Below are 22,735 nucleotides of genomic sequence, written 5' to 3' on the forward strand. Positions count from 1 at the left end.
GGCCGCCATTTGGTCGCAGTTGTAGAATACTACTTTGTCCGTCCACTTCAGCGTAACCCGGCAACCACAATCGCGGCAGTTGTCGCGGAAGTAAGCATAGCCCAAGTTTTTGATCGCGTCAGAAACCAAACCTGGAGGAACCAGATTTGCTGCGCAAACAGGAAGTGCTGGTCCAACACCAACCACACCTTCAGCGTTAAGGATGGTCTGGTTGCCAGTAGCAGCAGGACGTGGAGAGCTAGTGGCACCTACGTTACCAATCGTCAAACGATTGTTCAAAACGTAGTTTACATCGTAGCAATCCAGGGTTACATCGAGAGGAGCACACACCAGGATGGGTGCCGTTTTGTCCTCAGCCGTGATTTTACCCCAGCAAGGAGTAAACACGAAACATCTTTCGTATTCTGGCTTCAGTTTCACCACATAAGTATAGGTACCTGCACAAGTGATAATGTTGCTGTTGCTGCCGCTCACTACTACTTCCAATGCCTCACGCAAAACTTCGCCATTTTCACAACGCGAAAAGTCGATTACGTGATTAGGGAGTACTGAAAATTTGCAATTGGCATCCAAGCTCACGTTCACCTCGTTCATACACGCAATACATGCTGGTTCGGTTGGCGCCAACACGGTAATGGTAATGTAGAACGGTTCACCTACACAGCCACCACCTACACTGGTAGGTACCACGCGGTAGATGATCGTTTGATTGACTGTAGTGGTATTGGTCAACAGATCGTTGATGGTGCTGCTAGTCCCGGCAGGGGCAACGGTTTCACCATCTACATTAGGGTTGTTGTACGCTACAGCAGAACCTACCGATGCTACGCTGTACCAACTGAAAGTGCTGGGCAGGTTACAGTCGATTTGGTTTTGTAGATCAACGTTCACCCGGTTACAGCTGTAAATGGTTTTGGCAAGTGCCTCACCAACTGGTTTGGCGTAAATGGTGAATTCAACATTGTCATCAGTGCCAGAACAGCCATTGGCATCGATAACGGTACCGCCAAAATTATAGGTACCCGCCGGAGATCCAGTAAAGCTAATTTCGAAGACACCGGTCTGACTGATCGCATTTCCAGTTGGACCATTGGCTAAGGGCTCACAATTTTCACCAACAAAAACGCGGGTATACCCAAAAGCAAGTGCGTAAGGTGCCGTACCACCGGTAGCAGTGACCACCACAGTGAGTGTACTGCCATCACCTTCACAAGAGTTTGCAGGGCCGGTGATCGTAACAACGGGTGCAGCAGCTACCGTAATATTGATAAAGTTGGTATCAGCATTACAATCGTTGATACCTATTACCCTGTAAGAAGTAGCAGGGCTTGCCGCAGTAGGTGTACCACTGATGGTACCCGTGGCGGCATCAAAACTCAAACCAGCGGGTAAAGCTGGCGTGATGGTAAAGGTTGTACCCACACCGCCCGCAATGGTTGGTGCCAGCGGCGTAATTGCCGTGTTTGCACAATAAACAATGGTATCAGGGCTATAAGAGAACGAATCAATCTCGGAATTGATGTTCAAGGTTATGATCATACTGGTGTCAGCAGTACCGCAGTAAGCATTGTTGGTAATAATGCGGCGGAAGTAATAGACACCAGGAGTATTGTAATCATCTAATACGTTGTTGTAGACTTGGTCGTCCGCTTCACCAGCATTTGCGCCCGCTACAAAGGGGCCAGCCGGAGTGGTAGTCGACACTTCCCAGGCATAGGATTGACCACCACTGGGGTCGCCACCTTCCAGGTTATCGGTCAACAAAACCAAAGGATTATCCACTTCATCTTCACAAAGCGTCACTTCGTTGAGGGTGGTCACAAAAAAACCAATGTTGTTGGCATTGGGTAAAACAGCCAGCAATCTTGGTGCGCTAGAGCCACAAGTATTGTTGGCTACAACGCTGACCGCACCACCTTCAAAAAGTGCACCTGATGTAACTGTAATGGAAGTGGTACCTTGTCCAGTAGTAATCTGCCAGCCAGTAGGCACCGTCCAGGTATAGCTGGTTGCTCCTGCAACTGCAGCAACAGAATATACCAGCCCAGGAGTATTGTCACAAACGCTTGTACCACCAGTAATGGCACCCGGTTGAGGTGGGCCATCATCCACTACAAAACTATCGGTATTGTTGCTTGGGACAGCACAACCCAGCAAATTGATGGTAATGGTTGTGTTGCCATCATTATTCAAGGGTGCAGTGGTAAAAGAACCAGTACCACCAGCGAAGGTAACCGAAGTATTCACATTGCTGGCAGTATTTGCACCAGAAACACTGTATACCACACTATAAGTACCGTCAGGTACAGTATTCGAACTCAGCGTTACCGTGGCAGGTGCATCTTCGCAAGCGGGTTCGGTTATGGCTACCGAAAAGTTGGAAACAACAAGTCCACAAGCCCAGCTGACCACTACGCGGCCATCGGCACCGTCGCCAGAGTCACTAAAAAGGCTTTCGGACATGCCGCCGCCGCCACCACCTGGGGCGAAGCCATTTTGTGCATCAGCAGCAAAACTATCATCAGCACCATTTCCACCGTCGCCGGGTTGGCCAGTTCCAGCACCAACGTTGCCATTGCCGCCAAATTGGCCGCCTGCACCAGGAGTACTGCTGGTACCTGCTGCGCCATTGCCACCATTGGCTGTAGAACTTGCAGCTCCACCGCCGCCGCCGCCAGCATCATCACCACCAGCTGCAACAGAACCGCCACCATTTCCGCCCGAAAAAGCGCCAAGGGTAGGAGTAGAAGCACTGGCTAAACCACCAGCACCACCTACGAGGCCACCTGGAGCGGCACTACCGCCTGCGGCAATGACAACAATGCCAAAGCTGGAATTTCCGCCATTGACCCCCGGTGCACCACCTGAGCCTACGGTAACCGTATAGCTGGCGCCGGGAACAACGGCAAAAGTACTGGTGGCAAAGGCACCGCCGCCGCCGCCGCCTCGGTTGGCACTACTACCGCTAGCACCGCCACCACCAGCTCCCCAGCTCTGTACGGTAATGCTGGTCACGCCGGTCGGAACGATAAAAGTGCCGCTGGAATTGAAAGTAAGGGATTGTGCATCGAGGCTGGTGACTAAACCACAGCAGGCCAGGATAAACAAGGGAATGCTCTGAAAGAGCAAGGACGGAAGTTTAGTCCATAAGGACAAACTCCTTCCATCAGGAAAGGTGTAATCTTTTTTCATTTAGGTCGTCGTATTAAATGTGTTCTAAAAAATTGACGTAAAAACATCAATATCAAAACCCAAAAAGCCGCTAATCGGCTAAAAGACAATGAGATTTGGGTCAAAGGTAAGCTAACTTTGGCGTTATTCCATCCAATTGCATTTAGGTTTTTGGGATGAAAACAAAAAAAACACGTGTAAGCATAATGGTAGTAATGTTTTCGGGATAAAACTCTTTTTCATTTACCTTTACCCCATTATCTTTCACCAAAATAAAGCAAATGGTTACCGTCTTGCTGGCCTTGGTATTGGCACTCTTTGCTGCCATGCTTTTTTTGAATGTCTACTTTCGGGTCAAAGTGTTCAAAGTGTACAAAATTCTGGTGCAAAACCGGGTTGAATTCGGTGCTGCCCACTTGTTCAACAAGCAAAAAATGGAAGAGGAGGTCATCTCCCGCTACCCGCACATGCGGGAGCACATTTGGGCTTTTGTCAACCACATTCAGTACTCCATGCGGATGGCCACGGTGCTCATTTTTTTAATCACGCTTTTCGGGGCTATTCTGATGTATTTCAAATAATTCGCTATGCTAAAAATAGGTGTACTTGGCACTGGCCATTTGGGTAAAATCCATTTAAAATGTATCCAACTGGCCGTAGAAACCTATGAACTGGTCGGTTTTTACGATCCCAATCCCCACATGGCTCAAAGTGTGGCCGAACAATTCCAGCTCAAAGCTTTTGACTCGGTAGAAGCGCTCATTCAGGCTGTAGACGTGGTGGACATTGTCACGCCTACCACGACCCATTACGAATTGGCACTAAAAGTCATTCAAGCAGGCAAACACGTTTTTATTGAAAAACCGCTCACCCATACCATTGCCGAAGCCGAGGAACTCATTCGTTTGAGCAAGGAAAAGGGGGTGCAGGTGCAAGTGGGGCACGTGGAACGCTTCAACCCGGCGTTTTTGGCCCTGGAAGACATGCCGCTTAAACCCATGTTCATCGAAGCCCATCGCCTGGCCGCCTTCAACCCGCGGGGTACCGATGTATCGGTGGTACTCGATTTGATGATCCACGACCTGGATATTGTTTTGAGTATGGTTGACGCGGTGCCGACCAAAGTAAGCGCCAACGGAGTTGCGGTGGTCAGCGAAACGCCGGATATTGCGAACGCACGCATCGAGTTTGCCAATGGTTGTGTAGCCAACCTTACGGCCAGCCGCATTTCGATGAAACAAATGCGCAAAGTGCGTTTCTTTCAACGCGATGCCTACATCAGTCTGGATTTTTTGGATAAAAATGCACAGATAGTGCGCCTCTACGACCAGGATGCACCCAATTTGCCACAAGAGGCAAACCTGCTGGAATGGCATACCCCCCAGGGCGTAAAAATGCTACACATTGATATGCCACCCATCGAATCGGTCAATTCCATCAAAATGGAACTGGAGTCTTTTGCGGAGAGCATTGTCCATCAAACTACGCCCAAAGTGAGCATTGAGGATGGTTATCAGGCACTGAAGTTGGCGTATGAAATCATTGCGGAGATTGATCGGGGGCCCTGGAAGGTGTAGCATGGCTGCTGACAACTCCACTGGGTCTGAAAAACAAAAATGCCCGTAGTGTGCTTACTGACTTTACATAAGCATAAACATTTGATCATATAGCCTTAACCTCAAAAAATGAGTACTCAGGAAAAAAAACCTGACTTTGCGGCTCTAAACCGAGTTCAATTGTTAGCCTGCTTTTTTTTGTGGTTGAGCGCAAGTGCCTGCGATCTGATCAATCCAGAAGAAGAAATTCCTTCGTACATATGGGTAGCTCCCTTCGAGGTACAAACCGCGGTGGGGACCCAAGGTAGCGCTTCGGCCAAAATCACCGAGGTATGGGTGAGTGTCGACGATGCATTTTTTGGGGTCTATCCATTGCCTGCAAAAATTCCCATCCTTAAAACCGGGAACAGCAAAATCAAACTGGAAGCGGGGATCAAAGACAATGGCATCAGTACTGCGCCAGAGATTTATCCTTTTTTTCAAGCTTTGGAGTACAACATCACGCTCAAAGCCAATGAAGTAGACAGCATTCGGCCCAAAGCCACTTACCGTAGTGGCATCCGTTTTGCTTTGCTTGAAAATTTTGAAAACAATTCACACGTTTTCCAAACCCTGGTCACTGGCAATGAGTCTAACCGGATGAGCATTGCCAACGACGGAGCTTTTGAAGGCAGTGGATCTGGTCTTATCCAACTCAGTACCCAATACCCGGCGGTAGAGCTTGCTACCCGCAATACCTACACCGGCCTGCTCGCCAAAGGGACGGCAGTGTATTTGGAACTCAACTACAAAGCGGAGGTTCCGCTGGTCGTAGGCGTAATTGCTTACAAGGCTGGAAACTTAAACGCAGGGGGGCAAATCCTCTATGCCGCCGGGTTTAACGCCAGTGAAAACTGGAATAAAATTTATTTTAACCTAAGTCAGGTAGTTGCAGACAGCAGATTGGACGAATACCAGATCATACTAAAAACAGAAATACCCAAAAACGCAGATGGTACAATCAATCGATCCAACGCGAAAATCTGGCTTGACAACGTCAAACTCGTCCATTTCTAAAGTTGACTACCTCAACACTACTCGCATCCGTAGGTGGGATACCCTGGTGTACAAGTTTGCCGATTTTTTGTCAGCCATGCTGGTTTGGGCGCTTTTTTTTAGCTATCGCAAGGTATTGGTTGAAAGTGGTACTTTCCCAGCAGATGTGGTGGCCGATGAAAATTTTTGGTACGGCATCGTGTTGATTCCACTGGGCTGGGTGGCCTTTTATTCGGTTTTTGATCAGTACAAAGACATTTATCGGCTTTCGCGCTTGTCCACCTTGGCGCGGACACTCTTTTTGAGCTTTTTTGGTGCAGTATTTCTGTTTTTTGCGGTCATTCTCGATGATGTCATCATCAGTTACCGCACTTATTACACTTCTTTTTTTACCCTTTTTACCTTGCATTTTTTAATTACCGCCACGATAAGAATGATCCTGTTGACCCGAGCCAGCAAACGCCTGAAGTCGGGAGTAGTAAGTTTTAATACCTTGATCATTGGAGGCAATACCAGCGCATTGGAACTCTATGAGGATTTAAAAACCCGCAAAAAAAGCCTGGGTTACAAGTTGTTGGGCTTTATTGATGCCAATGTTAAAAGCAATAACCCTTTGCACAAACATTTACCCAAATTGGGGTATGTCAACACCATTCCAGCCGTAGTGCGGGATTGCAACGTGGAAGAGGTCATCATCGCCATCGAAACCAGCGAACACAACCGCATCCGCGAAATCCTCAATACCTTATTTGAATTTACGCCGCCCGTACAAGTCAACATCATCCCGGACATGTACGATATTATGCTGGGTACCGTAAAAATGAACCACGTTTATGGGGCTGTATTGATTCAAATTCGGCAAGATCTTTTGGCCAACTGGCAAGTCATCATCAAACGGATGATTGATTTGGTGGCTTCTTCTTTGTTTTTACTGGTGTTTGCGCCACTTTATGCCTACATCGCACTACGGGTGAAAATGTCTTCACAAGGCCCAATTTTTTACGCTCAGGAGCGGGTTGGGCACAATGGCAAACCCTTTTTTATTTTTAAATTCCGTTCCATGTACACCGATGCGGAAAATCAAGGGCCCCAATTGTCCCAGGATGGCGACAACCGGGTTACGCCTTGGGGAGGCATCATGCGCAAATACCGCTTGGATGAACTGCCCCAGTTCTGGAATGTCCTGCGTGGGGAAATGGCCCTGGTTGGTCCACGCCCGGAGCGACAGTTTTACATCGATCAGATTGTATCGCGTGCTCCACATTACAAACACTTGCTCAAAGTACGCCCCGGTATCACTTCCTGGGGACAGGTTAAATACGGCTACGCTTCTAACGTAGACCAAATGATTCAGCGCCTGAAATTCGATTTGTTGTACATCGAAAATATGTCGCTTGCCTTGGATTTCAAAATCCTTTTTTATACGGTTCTGGTCTTGATTCAAGGAAAAGGAAAGTAGCTTTTTTAGTGCGCCAATGAACCAAACTAACGATTGGAATGTATATTTATGCAAGTCATTGCAAAGCATTATCTTTGCGCTTGATTTGATTGAATTTTTCATAAAAAACAACTTAACTGACACGATATGTATCCAATCGAGATTGTAGCGCCAATGTCCCAGGACCTGACTTCCTTTGGGTTCAAAAGCTTAGCTACTCCAGAACAAGTTATTGAGGCATTGGATCAGGCAACGGGCACCACCATGATTGTGGTGAATTCCGTATGCGGCTGTGCGGCAGCAAATGCTCGTCCGGGAGCAAAAATGGCACTGCAAAGCGCAAAAAAACCAGATAATTTGGTGACTGTTTTTGCAGGGGTTGATCAGTCTGCTACGGCTAAAGCCCGCGAATACCTGCTGCCTTATCCACCCTCTTCTCCTTCGATTGCGCTGTTTAAAGATGGCAAACTGGTGCACTTCCTGGAAAGACACCACATCGAAGGCCGCTCAGCTGAAATCATTGCCGAGAATTTGAAAATGGCTTTTGAAAGATATTGTTAAATGTAGAGACGCACCGCCGTGCGTCTCCCATTTTGGCGCACAACTGTAAGATGTTCAGTTGTGCGCCCATCCTTTCGCAAAGACGCACGGCCGTGCGTCTCTATATTTCCCTGTAAAGTTTTAAGATAATCTTGCCCTAAATCGCTTTTTGGTGCAATCCACTTTGTAACTTAGCATCAAATTCCACCGATGGCTAAGTCACTTATTAGAGTTATAACCTGCATCATTACCCTGCTTTGGAGCGTCTTTACCTTCGCTCAAGGCCCACTCAAAGTTAGTCCCAATCAACGTTATCTCGTCAAAGCCGATGGCTCAGCATTCTTTTGGCTGGGTGACACCGCCTGGGAACTGTTCCACCGCCTGAACCGGGAAGAGGCTACTCAATACCTGAACAATCGGGCCGCCAAAGGTTTTACCGTGATTCAGGCCGTAGCCCTGGCCGAAATGGACGGACTCAATACCCCGAATCCTTACGGGGACAAGCCCTTGCTGAACAATGACCCAAGTACCCCCAACGAAGCATATTTCAAACACGTCGATTTTATTGTGGACAAAGCAGCCGAGCTCGGCCTCTTCATTGGTTTATTGCCCACCTGGGGCGATAAGGTTTTTAAGGACCGCTGGGGAATGGGGCCAGAGGTCTTCAATCCGGAAAATGCAAAAACCTATGGCCAATGGATTGGTGCACGCTACAAAGACCGCAAAAACATCATCTGGATCATGGGGGGCGACCGCAATCCGCGCAATGAGCAGGACCTGGCGACATGGCGCGCCCTGGCCGCAGGGGTAACCGATGGAGTAGGGGGCGCAGATAAAGCCTTGATGACCTTTCATCCCCAACCTAATGACCTGCAAGACGGCGGTTCCGCCAAATGGTTCCACAACGATGCCTGGCTGGATTTCAACATGTTTCAAACCGGGCACTGCCGCGAAAACAACGTCTGGGATCGCATCCAGGTGGCCTATAAAAAGACGCCCATCAAACCCGTATTGGATGGGGAAACGATTTATGAAGACCACCCCGTTTGTTTCAATGCCAAAGACCTGGGGACTTCCAGCGCCTACGACGTACGCAAACACGCGTATTTGAATGTGTTTGCTGGAGCTTGTGGCCATACTTACGGCTGTCACGATATCTGGCAGATGTACGACAAAACCCGCGAGCCGGTCAATGGCCCGCATTTTGTCTGGCAGGAAGCAATGGATTTACCGGGTGCTGGGCAAATGCAATTTTTACGTCGCTTGATGGAATCCCGCCCCATGCTGGATCGGATTCCTGACCAAAGCCTGATCACCAGCGCCCTGGCGGAACACGATCGGGTGCAGGCCACCCGGGGTAAGGATTATATTTTTGTCTATTCATCTCAGGGCAAACCCTTCACGGTCAATTTGGCGAAAATCAGTGGCAAAACCCTCCAGGCCACCTGGTACAATCCGCGCAATGGGGAAACCAAAGTAGCCAATAAGTTGCCCAACGTAGGACAAAAAGTATTCACTCCACCCAGCAGTGGTTACGGCCAGGATTGGGTATTGTTGTTGGATGACAGTACCAAAGGGTATCAAGTACCAAAACAAGACCGCTATGGGCTACTTTGGAACAAATGAAGACCTACCTGCAACGACTTCATTCCGGGCAGGTGCCTGGACTGGCGTTTACGAAGCGGGCAAACTGCGCTACCTGAGTGTGGGCAATTGTGAAGTGCTGCGCATGATTTACCCGGCCATCCGCGACCAATACTGGCGCACCGCTCCGGCGCAAATCCTCAGTGAAAAGATCCAGATCGAAGCCCAATCCTTTTCCATTGAATACACGGCCCGTTACCAATTGGAAGCAGTAGATTTTCAGGCGCATTATGTGTTCGAAGGTGATGCAGAAGGTCGCTTGAGTGTAACAATGCGCGGGGAAGCACTAAGTGATTTCCAGCGCAACCGCATTGGCCTTTGTGTACTACACCCCATTGATTCCTGTATGGGAAAACCCGTGTCGATTATCCATCCGGATGGAAGCCGCGAAGCTTCAACTTTTCCCATCTTGATTGGTCCTCATCAGCCTTTTATCGGGGTGCAAGGCATGGAATGGAGCCCAGCTCCTGGCCTGCAAGTACAACTGCACTTCGAGGGAGAAATTTTTGAAACGGAAGACCAGCGCAACTGGACGGACGGCTCGTACAAAACTTACAGCACCCCTTTGTCGATCCCTTACCCGGTGCAGGTGCAAAAGGGGGAAACGATGTTGCAAAAACTCATCCTGCAAGCTCAGACCGAAGCCGTAGCAACACCTGAAACTACGCAAGTTGAAATAAAAGTGCTGGAACAGACCTATGCTTTTCCCAAGCTAGGAACAGACTGGAACCTAGATATCAATGAGTATACTCCAGCATTGCCCCTGGATTTTTTGAACTTGCTGTTGAAATTGAACGAGTCAACTTGGGCAGAAACCCTGGACTCAGCTTTGCAGACGGTAGCGTTGAAAAACATAAAAATTGGACTAAGTGTGGCCCTGACTTCCAATGATGATGTCTTGCAGTTGGTACAAGTATTGGAACCTGTTGTTGGCCAAATCCAACAACTTTGTGTGCTGTCGGCCACTGATCCGGTACCTGCGGCGGACTTAATGGAGGCAGCTTACAAGGCATTGAAAGCTCATTTTCCCCAAATCCCAATTGGTTTTGGCACCGACGGCTACTTCACCCAACTGAACCGCAATCGGCCCCAAACCACGGCTTTTGATTTTTTACAGTTTTCGCCCAACCCCCAGGTGCATGCCTTTGATACCCGCACGATCATCGAAAACCTGAGTGCCCAGCGGGATGTTGTGCGTACCGCCCAAAGTTTTGCCCCCGGAAAAGCCATTCATGTTGCGCCGATTACCTTGCGCTCGCGCTCCAATCCGAACCCAGCGGATGCGATTGATCCTCGGCAACATAGCTTGATGACTGCGGCCTGGACCTTGTTGAGTATAAAATACCTGGCACCTTGTGCGGCCTTGAGCTATTTTGAATGGGTGGGCGAAAAAGGGATTTTGCCCAAAAAAGGTACTTCGCCCTTGGCTGATTATTGGCAGCAAATTGCCGAATTTCAACCTGTACGTATCGTGGATACGCATTCCAGCGATCCGCTGAAGAAGGATTTACTGTTGTTGGAAAATGAGCGGAATGAACGATTGGGGTTTGAGGTGGATTTTGAACAGGGGGAAATTCGGGTGCTGTAGCAACGAGTACCTAAACTGGCATCGCCTTAAAATACAACTGCGCATACCGCGCAATGTACTTCCCGATCACATCAAACTCCAAATTCACTAAGTCCCCTTCACAGATTGATTTAAAGGTGGTGTGCTCATACGTATAAGGAATGATCGAAACTGAAAACAGATCATCCACCGGACTCACCACCGTCAAACTCACCCCATTGATACAAATCGAACCTTTGTCCACCAACAAATGCTCCTGGGTCGGTTTGTAGCGGAAATGAAAATTCCAACTGCCGTCGCGATCGTCCACTCGGGTACACACACCCGTGCCATCCACGTGGCCTTGTACGATGTGCCCATCCAGGCGGCCATTGGAGCGCATGGCGCGTTCCAGGTTGACCAGGCTGCCCACCTGCCATTGCCCGAGGTTGCTGCGTTTCAAGGTCTCTTCGATGGCTGTGACGGTATGGATGTGGTCTTCGATGGCTACCACAGTGAGGCAAACCCCATTGTGCGACACACTTTGGTCAATTTTGAGCTCGGAAGAAATGCTGGAGGCAATGCTGAAATGCACATTGCTGCCTTCCTGACGGATTTGTTTGATTTCGCCCAATGATTCGATGATGCCTGTGAACATACAGATTGAATTTGTGTGCAAACATAAGGAACGAGAACAAAATAAGTTGCCGAATTTACCGAAGCTATTTTGAACTTAGCCGAGTACCCGCTAGTCCAAGTCTTCTAAGCTCAGCAAATTTTTTTTGTAATTTTAGACGCCTATAAAAACCTGCATTAAGATGAAAAAGACCCATTTCTATGTTTTGTTTGTACTTGTATCGATTCTAATCAACTGCAAAACAAGCAATAAGATTGCCAGTCGTCTTTCTGTAAACGACGGGCCAGCTATCGAAAAAAATTTGGATCATGCAGGCTTTATCAGCGATTTTGACAATAAAGCATTGGCGCGGGGGGAAAGAATCTACAATGCCAACTGCATCAATTGTCATGGAGATGAAGAAAACGAAGGCTCTATTCCGATGTCCTTAAAGTTTTGGGCAGAGCCCTTTAAAGCAGGCAATGATGCTTATGCCATGTATCGAACCATTACCGAGGGCTATGGTGCCATGCCGCCGCAGGTGGTACTTACTCCCCAGGAGAAATACGACGTAATCCACTACATTCAAACCGATTTTGTATCAAAAAACAAAACTTCACCGCTTGCACAAGTAACCCCCGAATACCTTTCTGCGCTGCCCAAAGGTACATCGAGAGGCCCCGCCACTAAACCTTACCAGCCTTGGGCAGACATGGATTATGGGAATTTCTTGATGAACACTTACGAATTAGCAGACGAAAAAACGGGGATTCCACGCTATCATTCCCCCGGCCCTTCCCCTTTCCGCGACGAAGACTACTCGAAAAACAATTTTGCCTACAAAGGTATTGCGGTACGTTTGGACAAAGGTGCAGGTGGAGTTTCAAAAGGCAAAGCATGGATGATTTTTGACCATGACCTCATGCGCGTGGCGGGAGCATACACAGGCGCAGGTTTTATAGATTGGAACGCAATATTGTTAAACGACAAGCACGAGACTTACCCACGAACCATCGGTAAGCTACACTTTGAAACGCCCGTAGGCCCGGGTTGGGCAAATCCAAGCACCGGACAATTTGACGACCCTCGCTTTGTCGCTCGGGATGGAAGAAAGTTTGGCCCATTGCCTAAATCCTGGGCAAATTATCAAGGCCTTTATCATTTTGAAGACCAAATCATCATTGCTTATACCGTTGGTGAATCGGCTATTTTAGAAAAATTTGGGTTTGTCAACTCAGCCATTTTTACCCGCACACTGAATGTTTCGCCTTCCAACTCTATTTTAAAAATGCGGGTGGCCAATTTACCCGCCAAAGTAAGTATCGCGGGTAAAGGAGCTACCCTGGTAGAAGAAAATGGGCAAATTTTCATGCACATCAATGCCAAAAACCCGGTAAAAGTTTGTGTGATGATTGGAGACAAGGATGCCGACTTGTCTAAGCAGAATTGGGCTGAGCCCGAATCCTTGGTCAAATACACTTTGGGAAAAAGCCGTGCTCATTATCCCGAAACAATTAAAACCGCTGTGATCAAAGGGAAAGAAGATGGCCCATTTGCCATTGATCAACTGACCCCACCTTTCGAAAATCCCTGGGCTTGTCGCATGAAATTGAGCGGGATTGATTTTTTTAAAGATGCCAATACCGCCGCTGCATGTGCCACCGATGGCGACATTTGGTTGATCAAGGGACTTTTAGATCCCAAAGGTGTACTGACCTGGCAACGAATTGGTTCGGGGCTGTTTCAACCTTTGGGGATTAAAATAGTGGAGGAAAAAATATACGTCACTTGTCGAGACCAGTTGGTGCGCTTGCGGGATTTGAACGGAGACATGGAAACCGACTTTTACGAAAGTTTCAACCATGACCATCAGGTAACCGATCATTTTCATGAATTTGCCATGGGCCTGCAAACCGACCAGGCAGGCAATTTTTATTATGCCAAAAGTGGAAGACACGCCAGGGAGGCGCTCATTCCGCAACACGGTACTTTGCTAAAAGTCAGTGCCGACGGCTCCAGAACAGACATCATTGCCACGGGTTTTAGAGCAGCAAATGGTGTTTGTATCAATCCTGACGGCAGCTTTATAGTGACCGACCAGCAAGGATATTGGAACCCGATGAACCGAATAAACTGGGTTAAAGGGGTAGGGAAATTTTATGGCAATATGTGGGGGTACAATCCGCCCAAAGACTCGTCAAGGGCAGCCATGGAGCAGCCCTTGGTCTGGGTCGATATGCAATATGACCGCTCGCCCTCTGAAATGGTTTGGGTAGAAAGTAAAAAATGGGGCGCATTGAATGGTGGCCTGCTGAGCCTTTCTTATGGCTACGGCAAGATTCAGTATGTTTTAAAAGAAACCGTAAATGGACAAGAACAAGGGGCGGTGATAGATTTACCTGGAATTAAATTCCTTACGGGGGTCATGCGTGGCAGGTTCAATCCAGCCGATGGCCAACTGTATGTTTGCGGGATGTCGGCTTGGGGTACCAACCAAATGATGCGCGGGGGCGGGCTGTATAGGGTTCGGTATACGGGCAAAACACTCCCGATCCCGGTTAAAATGAAGGTACTCGAAAAGAGTATAGTGCTGGACTTTGCTACCCAATTAGACCAAACAGCTGCCGCCGATTTGACCAATTTTGAAGTAAAAACCTGGCAATTGTTGAGAAGTAAAAAATATGGTTCAGAACGATTAGACCAGAAAGTTTTGGAAGTAACCAAATCCCAAACGGAGGGAGGTAGTTTGACATTAAGCATTAAAAACTTGGAAAAAGTAGACGTAATCACCATCGATTACAACATCAAAAATTCCAAAGGTGAGCCGTTGAAAGGCTCAATACAAGGTACTATTCATCAACTTGGGCAATAGGATGATTTTACAATAAACCGATAAATGAGGAATTGACTTTGCTTGCCAACACAAACAAGCACAATGGAGAAAATAAGCAAGTGCAAATTTTAAGTAGGAAGAAAAAAAACCCTGCGGTGAGGATGAGATAGGGAGAAGATACTTTGATGTTCTATTGTTGCACCGCAGGGGAAGGAGGGAGGTGTTTGGTTTTACAAAAGTCAAACGGTTAATGGGAATTACATGTAGGGATCAGTGGTGTTTTAGCTCGATTAACTGGTGATTTAGCGTTACCTGAACTGGAGTCCTGGTTTCACTAGGTTTGAGATTTAGGTGTTTGGCGTCAGTTGTTTTTGACAATTCAAAAGTAAGTCATGTAAATAAGCATTTCTGTAAAAAGGGACAATTGCACGCAATAGCATAATGGTTGAAGTGTTTTTTAAAACACAATATATTTACGAAAAATAATACTAAGCGGTGTAGGCATCCAACCAGATCAAAAAATCGCGCAAACGCTGCTGTGCCACGGGTACTTTAGCCCCGGTGCTTAGTACGATACAAGACTCACGATTGTCGTATTGCCGGATGTATTTGTAGTTGACCAAGTAGCCATTGTGAACCCGGAAAAACCCTTTGCCCGCCAGCGAGCGCTCAAAAATACCCAGGTTTCTGCCCGCGCCTACCGGTTGGTTGTCGGATAGGAAAAAACGCGTAATGGGCCCATCTGCCTTCAAATAACAGATGTCGTCGATTTTTAGCAGGTCAAAACCCGACTGGCTGGAAATGCGGATAAAAGTGGGGGGCTTTTTATTCAATTCTGCAATCTGCCCTTCCAGGTTGTGGGTCATGAATTTTTCTACTGCCTGCCGCAAACGATCCGATTCAACGGGCTTGATCAGGTAATCCACAGCATCCACCTCAAAAGCTTGTGCGCCAAACTGTGGATAGGCCGTCACAAAAATAATGGCAGGTGCAAACCCTTCCGCCTTTAAACTTTTGGCCAAATCAACCCCCTTGATTTCGGGCATTTCAATGTCGAGAAAGACCAGGTCAGGTCGCAACTCCAAAATGCCTGCCTTGGCTTCAAGGGCCGACTGATACTGTTTGATGACCACCACATCCGGGCAATAGTTGCTCAGGTCGCGCTCTAGCACTTCCAGTGCGTCTTTTTCGTCATCTACCAATATGGTTTTGATCATCATAATATGCGGGTTTTGGGGGTGGAAAATGAATTTCAACGCGGGTGCCCGTGGTGGTTCCACGATCGGCAAGGTCCACGATATTGATGGCTGCGTCTTGGTTAAAACGTTCGTTGAACAATTTGAGGCGGTCGGCACACAAACCCATACCAACTCCGGAGCTAGCTAGGGACAGTTCTTTGCCCTTTTCACTGCTGGCTTTGCGTCCGATACCGTTGTCTTCGATGGCGAGAATGACTTCGCCGTTGAAGTTCATGTGTACCGCAACAACTAGGGCTTGGTGCGGTGAATTATCATTGAACGCGTGTTTGATGGCGTTTTCAGCATAAGGTTGCAACAAAAGTGGCGGCAACTGAATGGCATCAAGGTTGATCTCTCCATCAATGTCAAAAATGACTTTAAAACGATCCCGGAAACGCAACTGTTCCAGATCGAGGTATAACTTGAGCAAATCCAGCTCTTCGCGCAGCGAAATGGTTGATTTTTCGGTCAACTCAAAGATTTGTCCCAATAATATGCCCAGTTTGGACAGGTACAAACTGGCATCCCCGGCTTTGTCACGGGCAATGAGGTTGCGGATGGAATTGATGCAGTTGGCAACAAAATGGGGCTTGAGCTGCTCGCGCAGAGCGAGCAATTCCGTTTCTGCCAGGGCCTGTTGTTTTTGGGTTTCAATGACCTTGAGTTGCTGTTGGATGAGCCCTTTGCTTTGTGCTTGCAGATCCGATTTTCTTTGATCCAGTTCCAATTTCTTCGCAACGCTGAGAGTCTTCGCGTGTTTGGCGTTTTCTTTGGCCGTTTTTAAAGCGATGTTTTGAGCTTCATTGCGATCGCGTAAAATGGTGTGGTGTCGAAAACTCAGCGCGACCGCCAGACAGAGTACATCTACCACGATGGCTACGTGCAAGGGCATATCCCCCATGTGCAAAAAAGTCAGTGGGCTTTCACCTCCGAGTCGGGTGCCGATAAAATTGCCAAGAATGGTACCCACCGCCGCCAAAAACGAGCCGAACAAGACCCAACCTACCATCACGCCCAACTTGCGTTGGTACAACTTCACAAAATTCCAAATCCAAAAAATGGCCAGGGGCGCCAGCGCAGCCTGCATAAAATCCAGGCGCTCCCAATACAACTTCGTCAAGTAATGCACCGGAATCAGGCAGACCAGGGCCACATTGCTCCAAAGGATGAATTTTTCCAGCCACTTCAAATGTACCCTATCACGGAGCAGGTAAAAAATGAAAATTTGATAGGCCACAAAAGAAAGCAAATACGCCGGGGCCCGCAAGTGTTCCCACCACCAGGAAGTAGCTGGGAAGTAAAAACCCAGATCGAGGAAGGGGTTGATTTTTTCCAAGCGGCGAAAAATCAAAAACCACATCAAACTCAGGTAAATCACGTAGTAAATAAAAGCCACATCCCGTTGTTGCACGTATTGGATGATTCCCAACAGCATCGAAAAGCTTAAAAAACTCAACAAAGCGACATAAAACATCAGGTAATGTAAGGCGGGTACTCCGGTGAGTTGCTGATACCCCTGCGCACTGTACAATTGGAATTGGTGTTTTTTGGCCACCTTACACAGCACAAAGATGGTATCGTTTTGCTGCGGAAGAACCGTCAGTAGGACTTTGCCTGCTTCAGGGCGATAAACCAATTCGTGATGGGATTGCCGATCCCAACTATTGATTTCGTTGTAAAAATGTACCGATCGACCACTTTCACGCCGGATCATGCCAAATTTCAACTTGGTTTTCAGCGTGGGAAGAGGGAAAATGAGCCTGGCTGTATCCTGCCCTGGATTGTGGAGCACAAAAACGCTCAACACACTTTTGCCATCGGCCGGGAATTCATGGGTTTGGGTCTGGGGCGAATGGGCATTGGCCAGGTACCAATCCTTGATCGATGATGAGGTCACCTTGAGGTCGGCGGGAAAGTTTAATACCAATGGTTGAAAAGGAAAACCCAGGTCTTCTTGGGTCGTGGGGCGTTCCAATACCGCTTGTACATTAACCAGGGGTTGAGCAGGCAAAAGCTGAACCAACCCGCAGAGGCACAAACACAGCAGCCATTGAAGAGCCCCGTTCATATTGTATGTTTTTTGCTATGTTAAGCGATTTCGAGCGCTTGTGTTTTGGTTTTTTAACAACCGAGTCCTTTTATTGAATAAATCCCCGGTATCATCTTATGGTTGTTTTTTGCGAATGATCACCGTCCATCCACCCGGGCTTTGCTGTAATGCTCCACTAAAATCAGCACCCAGGTTGTAGTTTTTCAATTGCTCCTGGGCATCCATCCAAATTTCGGGCTGGACCTGGGCCAGATCAAAACCCAGGCTATTGCTTTGTAAACTGATTTTTATCCAACTTTCCGCTTCTTCCTGCACCAAACGCGGCCAGGGTTTGGACGGGGGCAAAGACTTCGCACTGTGGTACAACAAGGACAAAAACAACAAGGAAGGGCAACGCCACTGTGGCGGCAAGGGCAGCTCGGGCAATTCGATGGAAAAATCGTTGAGTTGTACCAACCGTTTGCACAGTTGTAATTCGGTTTGAATGGCAATGCTCGGTTCAGCAGCAAAAAACAATAAATCGCGCACAAAACCTCCAAAGCGAGTGAGTTGTTCATCCGCAGCTTGTACTTGGTCATTGGCCAGATGCTGGTTGAGCTGTTGTAGGATGTCATCGCTGGTTTTGGCCAAAAAACCGTAGCGCAAGGTGCGCAGTTGTAGTCGCTTGTAGGCCAGTTCACGCTGGTTTTTTGAATCCAGTTCCTGATTGCTGACAATGGCTCTTTCCTGCACTTCGAGTTGGCGTTTTACTTCTCCCAGTTCTTGTTCCAGGGCTACTTGTAAACGGTGCTCGTGGATGTGGCGGCGTTCCAGGGCCTTGGTTTCCCGCTCGCGAAAAGCGAGGTGTTCTTGCAACCAGTTTTTTTCCTGCTCGCCCAAACTCACCAAAAAGAACACACTTTCCAATAAACCGCCGATCCCAATGGGCAAAAAGCCCAATTCAACACCCTTGACGCTACTCAGTTGTTCTTCAAAAAAAGTAAAAGCAAGTAAAGACAGAAAAAAACCACCAATCAAGGCAAAAGCGCTGCGGAGGATAAACTTGGTGGGAGTATAATTGACTTTGCTCAAAAACCAGATGGCGCGCATGCTGAATAAAACCACGATCCACAAAAAAACATAAAACAAGACCCAACTGAAATACAATTGATTGAACCAGAGTAAAACCAGATCCAGGCAAAAATAGCCGAGCAAAAATAACCTAGCTTGCCCCTGCATGGATTCAATCCATTCCGCGCCAACCCGCTTTTTAACAAAGGTATGGATGAATTGTAAGTAGGTAAAAAAAATGGCCACCATAAGCCCAGCCTTGGTATAATTCCAATCGACCCAAGGCGCTTGTGCACTTTCGGTCGCATTGTGATCAATGATTTCTTGCAAAAAGTACAGCGCCAGGCTCCATTTGAAGGCCATGTACCAACCAAACACTTCGCGTCGGCGAGACAAGTAAAAAATAGAACTGACAATGGCTAAAGTAAAAAATAGGCTGACAAAAATGGTTTGGCCAAAAGCCAGGTTTTTTAGTTTAGTCGCCTGTGCGATCCCGAAAGTATCTAGGTTCCAAAGGGTGGGGGCAATGTCCAAACCCAGGCGATTGTCTTTTAGCAACAGGTAAAAAATCCCGGTTTCCCCGGCGGGTAAGGTGTATTGATAAACCTGATTGGCCGCCAAATTGAAGCCAATGTTTTGTTGCTTTTCGGCTTTGGGCTTAGATAGGATATAACTGCGTTGGTCCACTTCCACCCAGGCATTTTTGATGAAAGCCTGTTCAATGCCGAGAGTGAAATCTTTTCCACTGCGGTTTTCAACCCGAAAGGCCAGCCAATATTCGTACAAACCGCGTTGAAATTTCCCCTTAGGTCGGAGGCGATTGGGCCCCTGCAAAGGCAGCCCTTGGCCTCCGCGCAACCTGGTTTTGGTCAGACTAAAGGGAATGGACATTGATGAAGTCAAAACCCGAAGCTCTGGGCCCAATCGACAAGAATCAAAATCGGGATGAATGGCGCTAGCCTCCAAATAGGCCTGGCTTTGTGCAGCGGCGGAAGCACAGAAAAAACAACACAGCAAGAGGGTGTTCAGTAGGTGTAGATTTTTTTTTGCTGCTTTCATCAGGAACTGTTCATAAAATCTGATGCCAAAAGGTACTAAAAATTGGGGATAATTCATTAATGCTGGAATTTCTATCCTGAAAGCCGTATTTTTGGGAAATCGACATAAGTCCTTAAAATTGAGTAAAATTTAAACAGAAAAAAGAGGTATTTTCCTTTATCTTTGCCGCCTTTTCTGAATCCATTGTTATTATGAGCAGCAACATCGTCGCGATAGTAGGGCGTCCCAACGTAGGCAAATCTACTTTTTTTAACCGCTTGATTGGGGAACGCCAATCTATTGTGGATGACACTTCCGGAGTTACCCGGGATAGACAATACGGCAGTAGTTATTGGAACAGTAAAAACTTTACCGTAGTGGATACGGGAGGTTTTGTCCAAAACTCGGAAGATGTCTTTGAGGCAGCGATCCGCGAACAGGTCAAAATCGCCATTGAAGAAGCTACCGTAGTTGTTTTTATGGTGGACGTAACCACAGGCATCACTGATTTGGATGACCAAGTAGCCGACTTGCTGCGCCGCAGCAAAAAGCCCGTTTTTTTGGTGGTCAACAAAGTAGACAACAGTCAGCGCTTGTTTGAAGCCAATGAATTTTGGAGCCTCGGCTTTGAAAATACCTTTTTTCTGAGTTCGCTCACAGGGAGTGGGAGTGGCGAAATTTTGGACGCAGTAGCGGATCACCTAAGTCCTGACGAGCTGCCCGATGAAAATAGCCTGCCCCGATTTGCCATTGTTGGTCAACCCAACGTCGGTAAATCTTCGCTGACCAATGCCCTCTTGGGCGTGGAGCGCAACCTGGTGACAGACATAGCGGGCACTACGCGTGATTCGATCAATACGGTGTATTCCAAATTTGACAAGGAATTCATCCTGGTCGACACGGCCGGGATTCGCAAAAAGGCCAAGGTGCACGAAAACCTGGAGTTTTACTCCGTGATGCGCGCCATCAAAGCGATTGAGGAATGTGACGTGTGTATCCTGATGATCGATGCCCAAACCGGACTGGAAGCGCAGGATCAGGCCATTTTCCGCCTCGCCCAACGCCGCAACAAGGGGATTGTCATTTTGGTCAACAAATGGGATCTGGTTGAAAAAGAAACCAATACGGCCCGGGATTACGAAAAAGTGATCAAGGAACGTATTGCTCCATTTACGGATGTACCAGTTATTTTTATTTCGGTACTGGATAAAACCCGGATTTTTCGGGCGATTGAAGCAGCTCTGGAAGTGTATGAAAACCGCAACCGCAAGGTCAAAACTTCAGAACTGAACGAACTGCTCCTGGACGTGATTGAAAAAACGCCCCCACCTTCACACCGTGGCAAGTTCATCAAGATTAAATACATTACCCAATTGCCTCTGGCCTATCCGGCCTTTATATTTTTCTGCAATTTCCCGACCCACGTCAAGGAGAATTACAAGTATTTTTTGGAAAACCAGTTGCGGAAAAACTATAATTTCACGGGCGTTACGATCAGTATTTTCTTCCGCAAGAAATAATTGTTTATGCCGTTTATTCCAACTCCAATCCCCGATCTGTTGGTATTTGAACCCCAGGTTTGGGCCGACGAGCGCGGTTACTTTTTTGAAGCCTTCAATGCTCAAACGTTTAAAGCCGCCGGGATTGAAGCCAATTTTGTGCAAGACAACCAGGCGCGCTCCACCTTTGGCGTGCTGCGTGGCTTACACTACCAGCTGGAACCTTTTGCCCAAGCCAAATTGGTGCGGGTGTTGGAAGGAGAGGTACTGGATGTAGTGGTGGATATCCGCCGCCAATCGCCTACTTATGGCCAATCGTACAGCATTCGACTGAGTGCTGCAAACAAAAAGCAATTGTTCGTGCCCCGAGGTTTTGCGCATGGCTACGTAGTGCTCAGCCCTACCGCAGAGTTTTTTTACAAGTGTGACAATTTTTATTCCAAAGCTCACGAGGGAGGGATCCATTACAACGATCCACAGTTGCAAATCGATTGGGAAATTGACCTGAATGAGGCCGTTTTATCGGAAAAGGATCAGGTGTTGCCGTATTTTGGGGCGCATCGTTGAGCATCAATATACAATTATGACTATCCTTATCACTGGCGCAAATGGCCAAGTTGGTCGTGAACTGCAAGCGATCTCGGCAGAGTTTCCAACCCTAAAGCTCATTCCCGTTGATCGCAGCATGCTGGATATTTCCGATCCTGAAGCGATAGCGCATTTTTGCGATACCACCGAATTCGATGTTTGTATCAATTGCGCCGCTTACACTGCCGTAGACAAAGCGGAGCAGGAAAAGGAGCTCGCCTATGCCATTAACGCTGAAGCTCCGGGGCATTTAGCGGCGGCCTGTTTGGATAAAGGTGCCCAATTGATCCATTATTCCTCCGATTACGTGTACCACAATCAGGAGAACCGCCCACTCCAAGAAACGGATGCCACGACGCCGCGTGGTGTGTATGCACAAAGCAAGTTGGAAGGGGATTTAAAAGTATTGGCAGCGCATCCCGGAGCCCTGGTTTTTCGCACCTCTTGGGTATATTCTTCATTTGGGCACAATTTTGTCAAAACCATGCTGCGCTTGGGTGCAGAACGGGACTCACTACGTGTCGTTGTCGACCAAATCGGCAGCCCTACCTACGCCCGCGACATCGCGCGAATGACCCTGGAATTGATTCACAGTGGCCAGGCTGCTCAGTACTCAGGGATTTTCAACTACAGCAACGAAGGGGTTTGTAGTTGGTACGATTTTGCGCAGGCCATTTTTGAGCTGAGTGGGGTGAAGTGCAAGGTAGAAGCAATCCCGAGTACGGAATACCCAACCCCAGCGGCGCGGCCTCATTATAGTGTGTTGGATAAGGGGAAGTACAAGGCGGCGTTTGGAATCGACATTCCGTATTGGAAAGAGAGTTTGAGGGATTGTTTGGAATTGTTGGGGTATTGAGGTAGAGCAACTGTGGTTTTTAACATGAATTGTATTA

General features: G+C 47.7%; 16 protein-coding genes. 11 read left to right on the forward strand and 5 right to left on the reverse strand.

Annotation, left to right across the window (positions count from 1 at the left end; translation table 11 throughout):
* The coding region (locus tag ACEW9O_RS08025; RefSeq protein WP_373549626.1) for a PKD-like domain-containing protein at nucleotides 1-3,192 on the reverse strand (3,192 nt) is incomplete at its 3' end.
* 260 nt (nucleotides 3,193-3,452) lie between these two features.
* Between ACEW9O_RS08025 and ACEW9O_RS08030 the strand changes: the two genes are divergently transcribed.
* The 7 genes from ACEW9O_RS08030 (at nucleotide 3,453) to ACEW9O_RS08060 (ending at nucleotide 10,972) form a co-directional block, all read left to right on the forward strand.
* A complete protein-coding gene (locus ACEW9O_RS08030; protein ID WP_373549627.1) occupies nucleotides 3,453-3,752 on the forward strand; it encodes a hypothetical protein in 300 nt (99 codons plus the stop codon).
* Between the two features lie 6 nt (nucleotides 3,753-3,758).
* Nucleotides 3,759-4,748 (forward strand): Gfo/Idh/MocA family oxidoreductase, encoded by a 990-nt coding sequence (locus ACEW9O_RS08035; protein WP_373549628.1) that lies wholly within the window; start codon nucleotides 3,759-3,761, stop codon nucleotides 4,746-4,748.
* 108 nt (nucleotides 4,749-4,856) lie between these two features.
* Nucleotides 4,857-5,783, forward strand: a complete 927-nt coding sequence (locus ACEW9O_RS08040; RefSeq protein ID WP_373549629.1) for a hypothetical protein — start codon at nucleotides 4,857-4,859, stop codon at nucleotides 5,781-5,783.
* On the forward strand, nucleotides 5,755-7,221 hold the full coding sequence (locus tag ACEW9O_RS08045; RefSeq protein WP_373549630.1) for a sugar transferase: 1,467 nt from the start codon (nucleotides 5,755-5,757) through the stop codon (nucleotides 7,219-7,221). Before ACEW9O_RS08040 ends, ACEW9O_RS08045 begins: the two co-directional genes overlap by 29 nt.
* A 126-nt stretch (nucleotides 7,222-7,347) precedes the next feature.
* Entirely contained in the window at nucleotides 7,348-7,761 is a 414-nt protein-coding gene (locus ACEW9O_RS08050) for a BrxA/BrxB family bacilliredoxin (protein WP_373549631.1), read from the forward strand.
* A 189-nt stretch (nucleotides 7,762-7,950) separates the two neighbouring features.
* Nucleotides 7,951-9,366: a glycoside hydrolase family 140 protein gene (locus ACEW9O_RS08055; RefSeq protein ID WP_373549632.1), complete on the forward strand. Its 1,416-nt coding sequence runs from the start codon at nucleotides 7,951-7,953 to the stop codon at nucleotides 9,364-9,366.
* A complete protein-coding gene (locus ACEW9O_RS08060) occupies nucleotides 9,344-10,972 on the forward strand; it encodes a hypothetical protein (RefSeq protein ID WP_373549633.1) in 1,629 nt (542 codons plus the stop codon). Before ACEW9O_RS08055 ends, ACEW9O_RS08060 begins: the two co-directional genes overlap by 23 nt.
* A 10-nt stretch (nucleotides 10,973-10,982) precedes the next feature.
* Here the strand turns inward: ACEW9O_RS08060 and ACEW9O_RS08065 are convergent, their stop codons facing one another.
* A complete protein-coding gene (locus ACEW9O_RS08065; RefSeq protein WP_373549634.1) occupies nucleotides 10,983-11,588 on the reverse strand; it encodes a riboflavin synthase in 606 nt (201 codons plus the stop codon).
* A gap of 160 nt (nucleotides 11,589-11,748) precedes the next feature.
* Between ACEW9O_RS08065 and ACEW9O_RS08070 the strand changes: the two genes are divergently transcribed.
* On the forward strand, nucleotides 11,749-14,418 hold the full coding sequence (locus tag ACEW9O_RS08070; RefSeq protein WP_373549635.1) for a DUF6797 domain-containing protein: 2,670 nt from the start codon (nucleotides 11,749-11,751) through the stop codon (nucleotides 14,416-14,418).
* 449 nt (nucleotides 14,419-14,867) lie between these two features.
* On the opposite strand, the gene ACEW9O_RS08075 is transcribed toward ACEW9O_RS08070, so the two are convergent.
* The 3 genes from ACEW9O_RS08075 to ACEW9O_RS08085 all read right to left on the reverse strand — a co-directional run bounded on the left by ACEW9O_RS08075 (nucleotide 14,868) and on the right by ACEW9O_RS08085 (nucleotide 19,776).
* Entirely contained in the window at nucleotides 14,868-15,599 is a 732-nt protein-coding gene (locus ACEW9O_RS08075; RefSeq protein ID WP_373549636.1) for a LytR/AlgR family response regulator transcription factor, read from the reverse strand.
* Nucleotides 15,571-17,685 carry a sensor histidine kinase gene (locus tag ACEW9O_RS08080; protein WP_373549637.1) on the reverse strand — a complete coding sequence of 705 codons (2,115 nt, stop codon included), beginning with the start codon at nucleotides 17,683-17,685 and terminating at the stop codon, nucleotides 15,571-15,573. Before ACEW9O_RS08080 ends, ACEW9O_RS08075 begins: the two co-directional genes overlap by 29 nt.
* Before the next feature lie 96 nt (nucleotides 17,686-17,781).
* Entirely contained in the window at nucleotides 17,782-19,776 is a 1,995-nt protein-coding gene (locus ACEW9O_RS08085) for a hypothetical protein (RefSeq protein ID WP_373549638.1), read from the reverse strand.
* A 191-nt stretch (nucleotides 19,777-19,967) separates the two neighbouring features.
* Between ACEW9O_RS08085 and der the strand changes: the two genes are divergently transcribed.
* Genes der through rfbD form a run of 3 tightly spaced genes read left to right on the forward strand, consistent with a single transcriptional unit; the run spans nucleotide 19,968 to nucleotide 22,698 of the window.
* On the forward strand, nucleotides 19,968-21,275 hold the full coding sequence (der, locus tag ACEW9O_RS08090) for a ribosome biogenesis GTPase Der (protein WP_373549639.1): 1,308 nt from the start codon (nucleotides 19,968-19,970) through the stop codon (nucleotides 21,273-21,275).
* Nucleotides 21,276-21,281: 6 nt separating this feature from the next.
* Nucleotides 21,282-21,821: a dTDP-4-dehydrorhamnose 3,5-epimerase gene (gene rfbC, locus ACEW9O_RS08095; RefSeq protein WP_373549640.1), complete on the forward strand. Its 540-nt coding sequence runs from the start codon at nucleotides 21,282-21,284 to the stop codon at nucleotides 21,819-21,821.
* A 16-nt stretch (nucleotides 21,822-21,837) separates the two neighbouring features.
* Nucleotides 21,838-22,698 carry a dTDP-4-dehydrorhamnose reductase gene (gene rfbD / locus ACEW9O_RS08100; RefSeq protein ID WP_373549641.1) on the forward strand — a complete coding sequence of 287 codons (861 nt, stop codon included), beginning with the start codon at nucleotides 21,838-21,840 and terminating at the stop codon, nucleotides 22,696-22,698.
* Nucleotides 22,699-22,735: the final 37 nt, after the last annotated feature.

It is taken from the genome of Haliscomenobacter sp., assembly GCF_041740695.1.
Taxonomy (GTDB): domain Bacteria; phylum Bacteroidota; class Bacteroidia; order Chitinophagales; family Saprospiraceae; genus Haliscomenobacter.

Coding starts and splice junctions, on each gene's coding strand:
- ACEW9O_RS08085 (WP_373549638.1), bottom strand. CDS start 19,776: ATGAAAGCAGCAAAAAAAAATCTACACCTACTGAACACCCTCTTGCTG.
- ACEW9O_RS08035 (WP_373549628.1), top strand. CDS start 3,759: ATGCTAAAAATAGGTGTACTTGGCACTGGCCATTTGGGTAAAATCCAT.
- ACEW9O_RS08065 (WP_373549634.1), bottom strand. CDS start 11,588: ATGTTCACAGGCATCATCGAATCATTGGGCGAAATCAAACAAATCCGT.
- ACEW9O_RS08070 (WP_373549635.1), top strand. CDS start 11,749: ATGAAAAAGACCCATTTCTATGTTTTGTTTGTACTTGTATCGATTCTA.
- ACEW9O_RS08075 (WP_373549636.1), bottom strand. CDS start 15,599: ATGATGATCAAAACCATATTGGTAGATGACGAAAAAGACGCACTGGAA.
- der (WP_373549639.1), top strand. CDS start 19,968: ATGAGCAGCAACATCGTCGCGATAGTAGGGCGTCCCAACGTAGGCAAA.
- ACEW9O_RS08040 (WP_373549629.1), top strand. CDS start 4,857: ATGAGTACTCAGGAAAAAAAACCTGACTTTGCGGCTCTAAACCGAGTT.
- rfbD (WP_373549641.1), top strand. CDS start 21,838: ATGACTATCCTTATCACTGGCGCAAATGGCCAAGTTGGTCGTGAACTG.
- ACEW9O_RS08080 (WP_373549637.1), bottom strand. CDS start 17,685: ATGAACGGGGCTCTTCAATGGCTGCTGTGTTTGTGCCTCTGCGGGTTG.
- rfbC (WP_373549640.1), top strand. CDS start 21,282: ATGCCGTTTATTCCAACTCCAATCCCCGATCTGTTGGTATTTGAACCC.
- ACEW9O_RS08050 (WP_373549631.1), top strand. CDS start 7,348: ATGTATCCAATCGAGATTGTAGCGCCAATGTCCCAGGACCTGACTTCC.
- ACEW9O_RS08060 (WP_373549633.1), top strand. CDS start 9,344: ATGGGCTACTTTGGAACAAATGAAGACCTACCTGCAACGACTTCATTC.
- ACEW9O_RS08055 (WP_373549632.1), top strand. CDS start 7,951: ATGGCTAAGTCACTTATTAGAGTTATAACCTGCATCATTACCCTGCTT.
- ACEW9O_RS08030 (WP_373549627.1), top strand. CDS start 3,453: ATGGTTACCGTCTTGCTGGCCTTGGTATTGGCACTCTTTGCTGCCATG.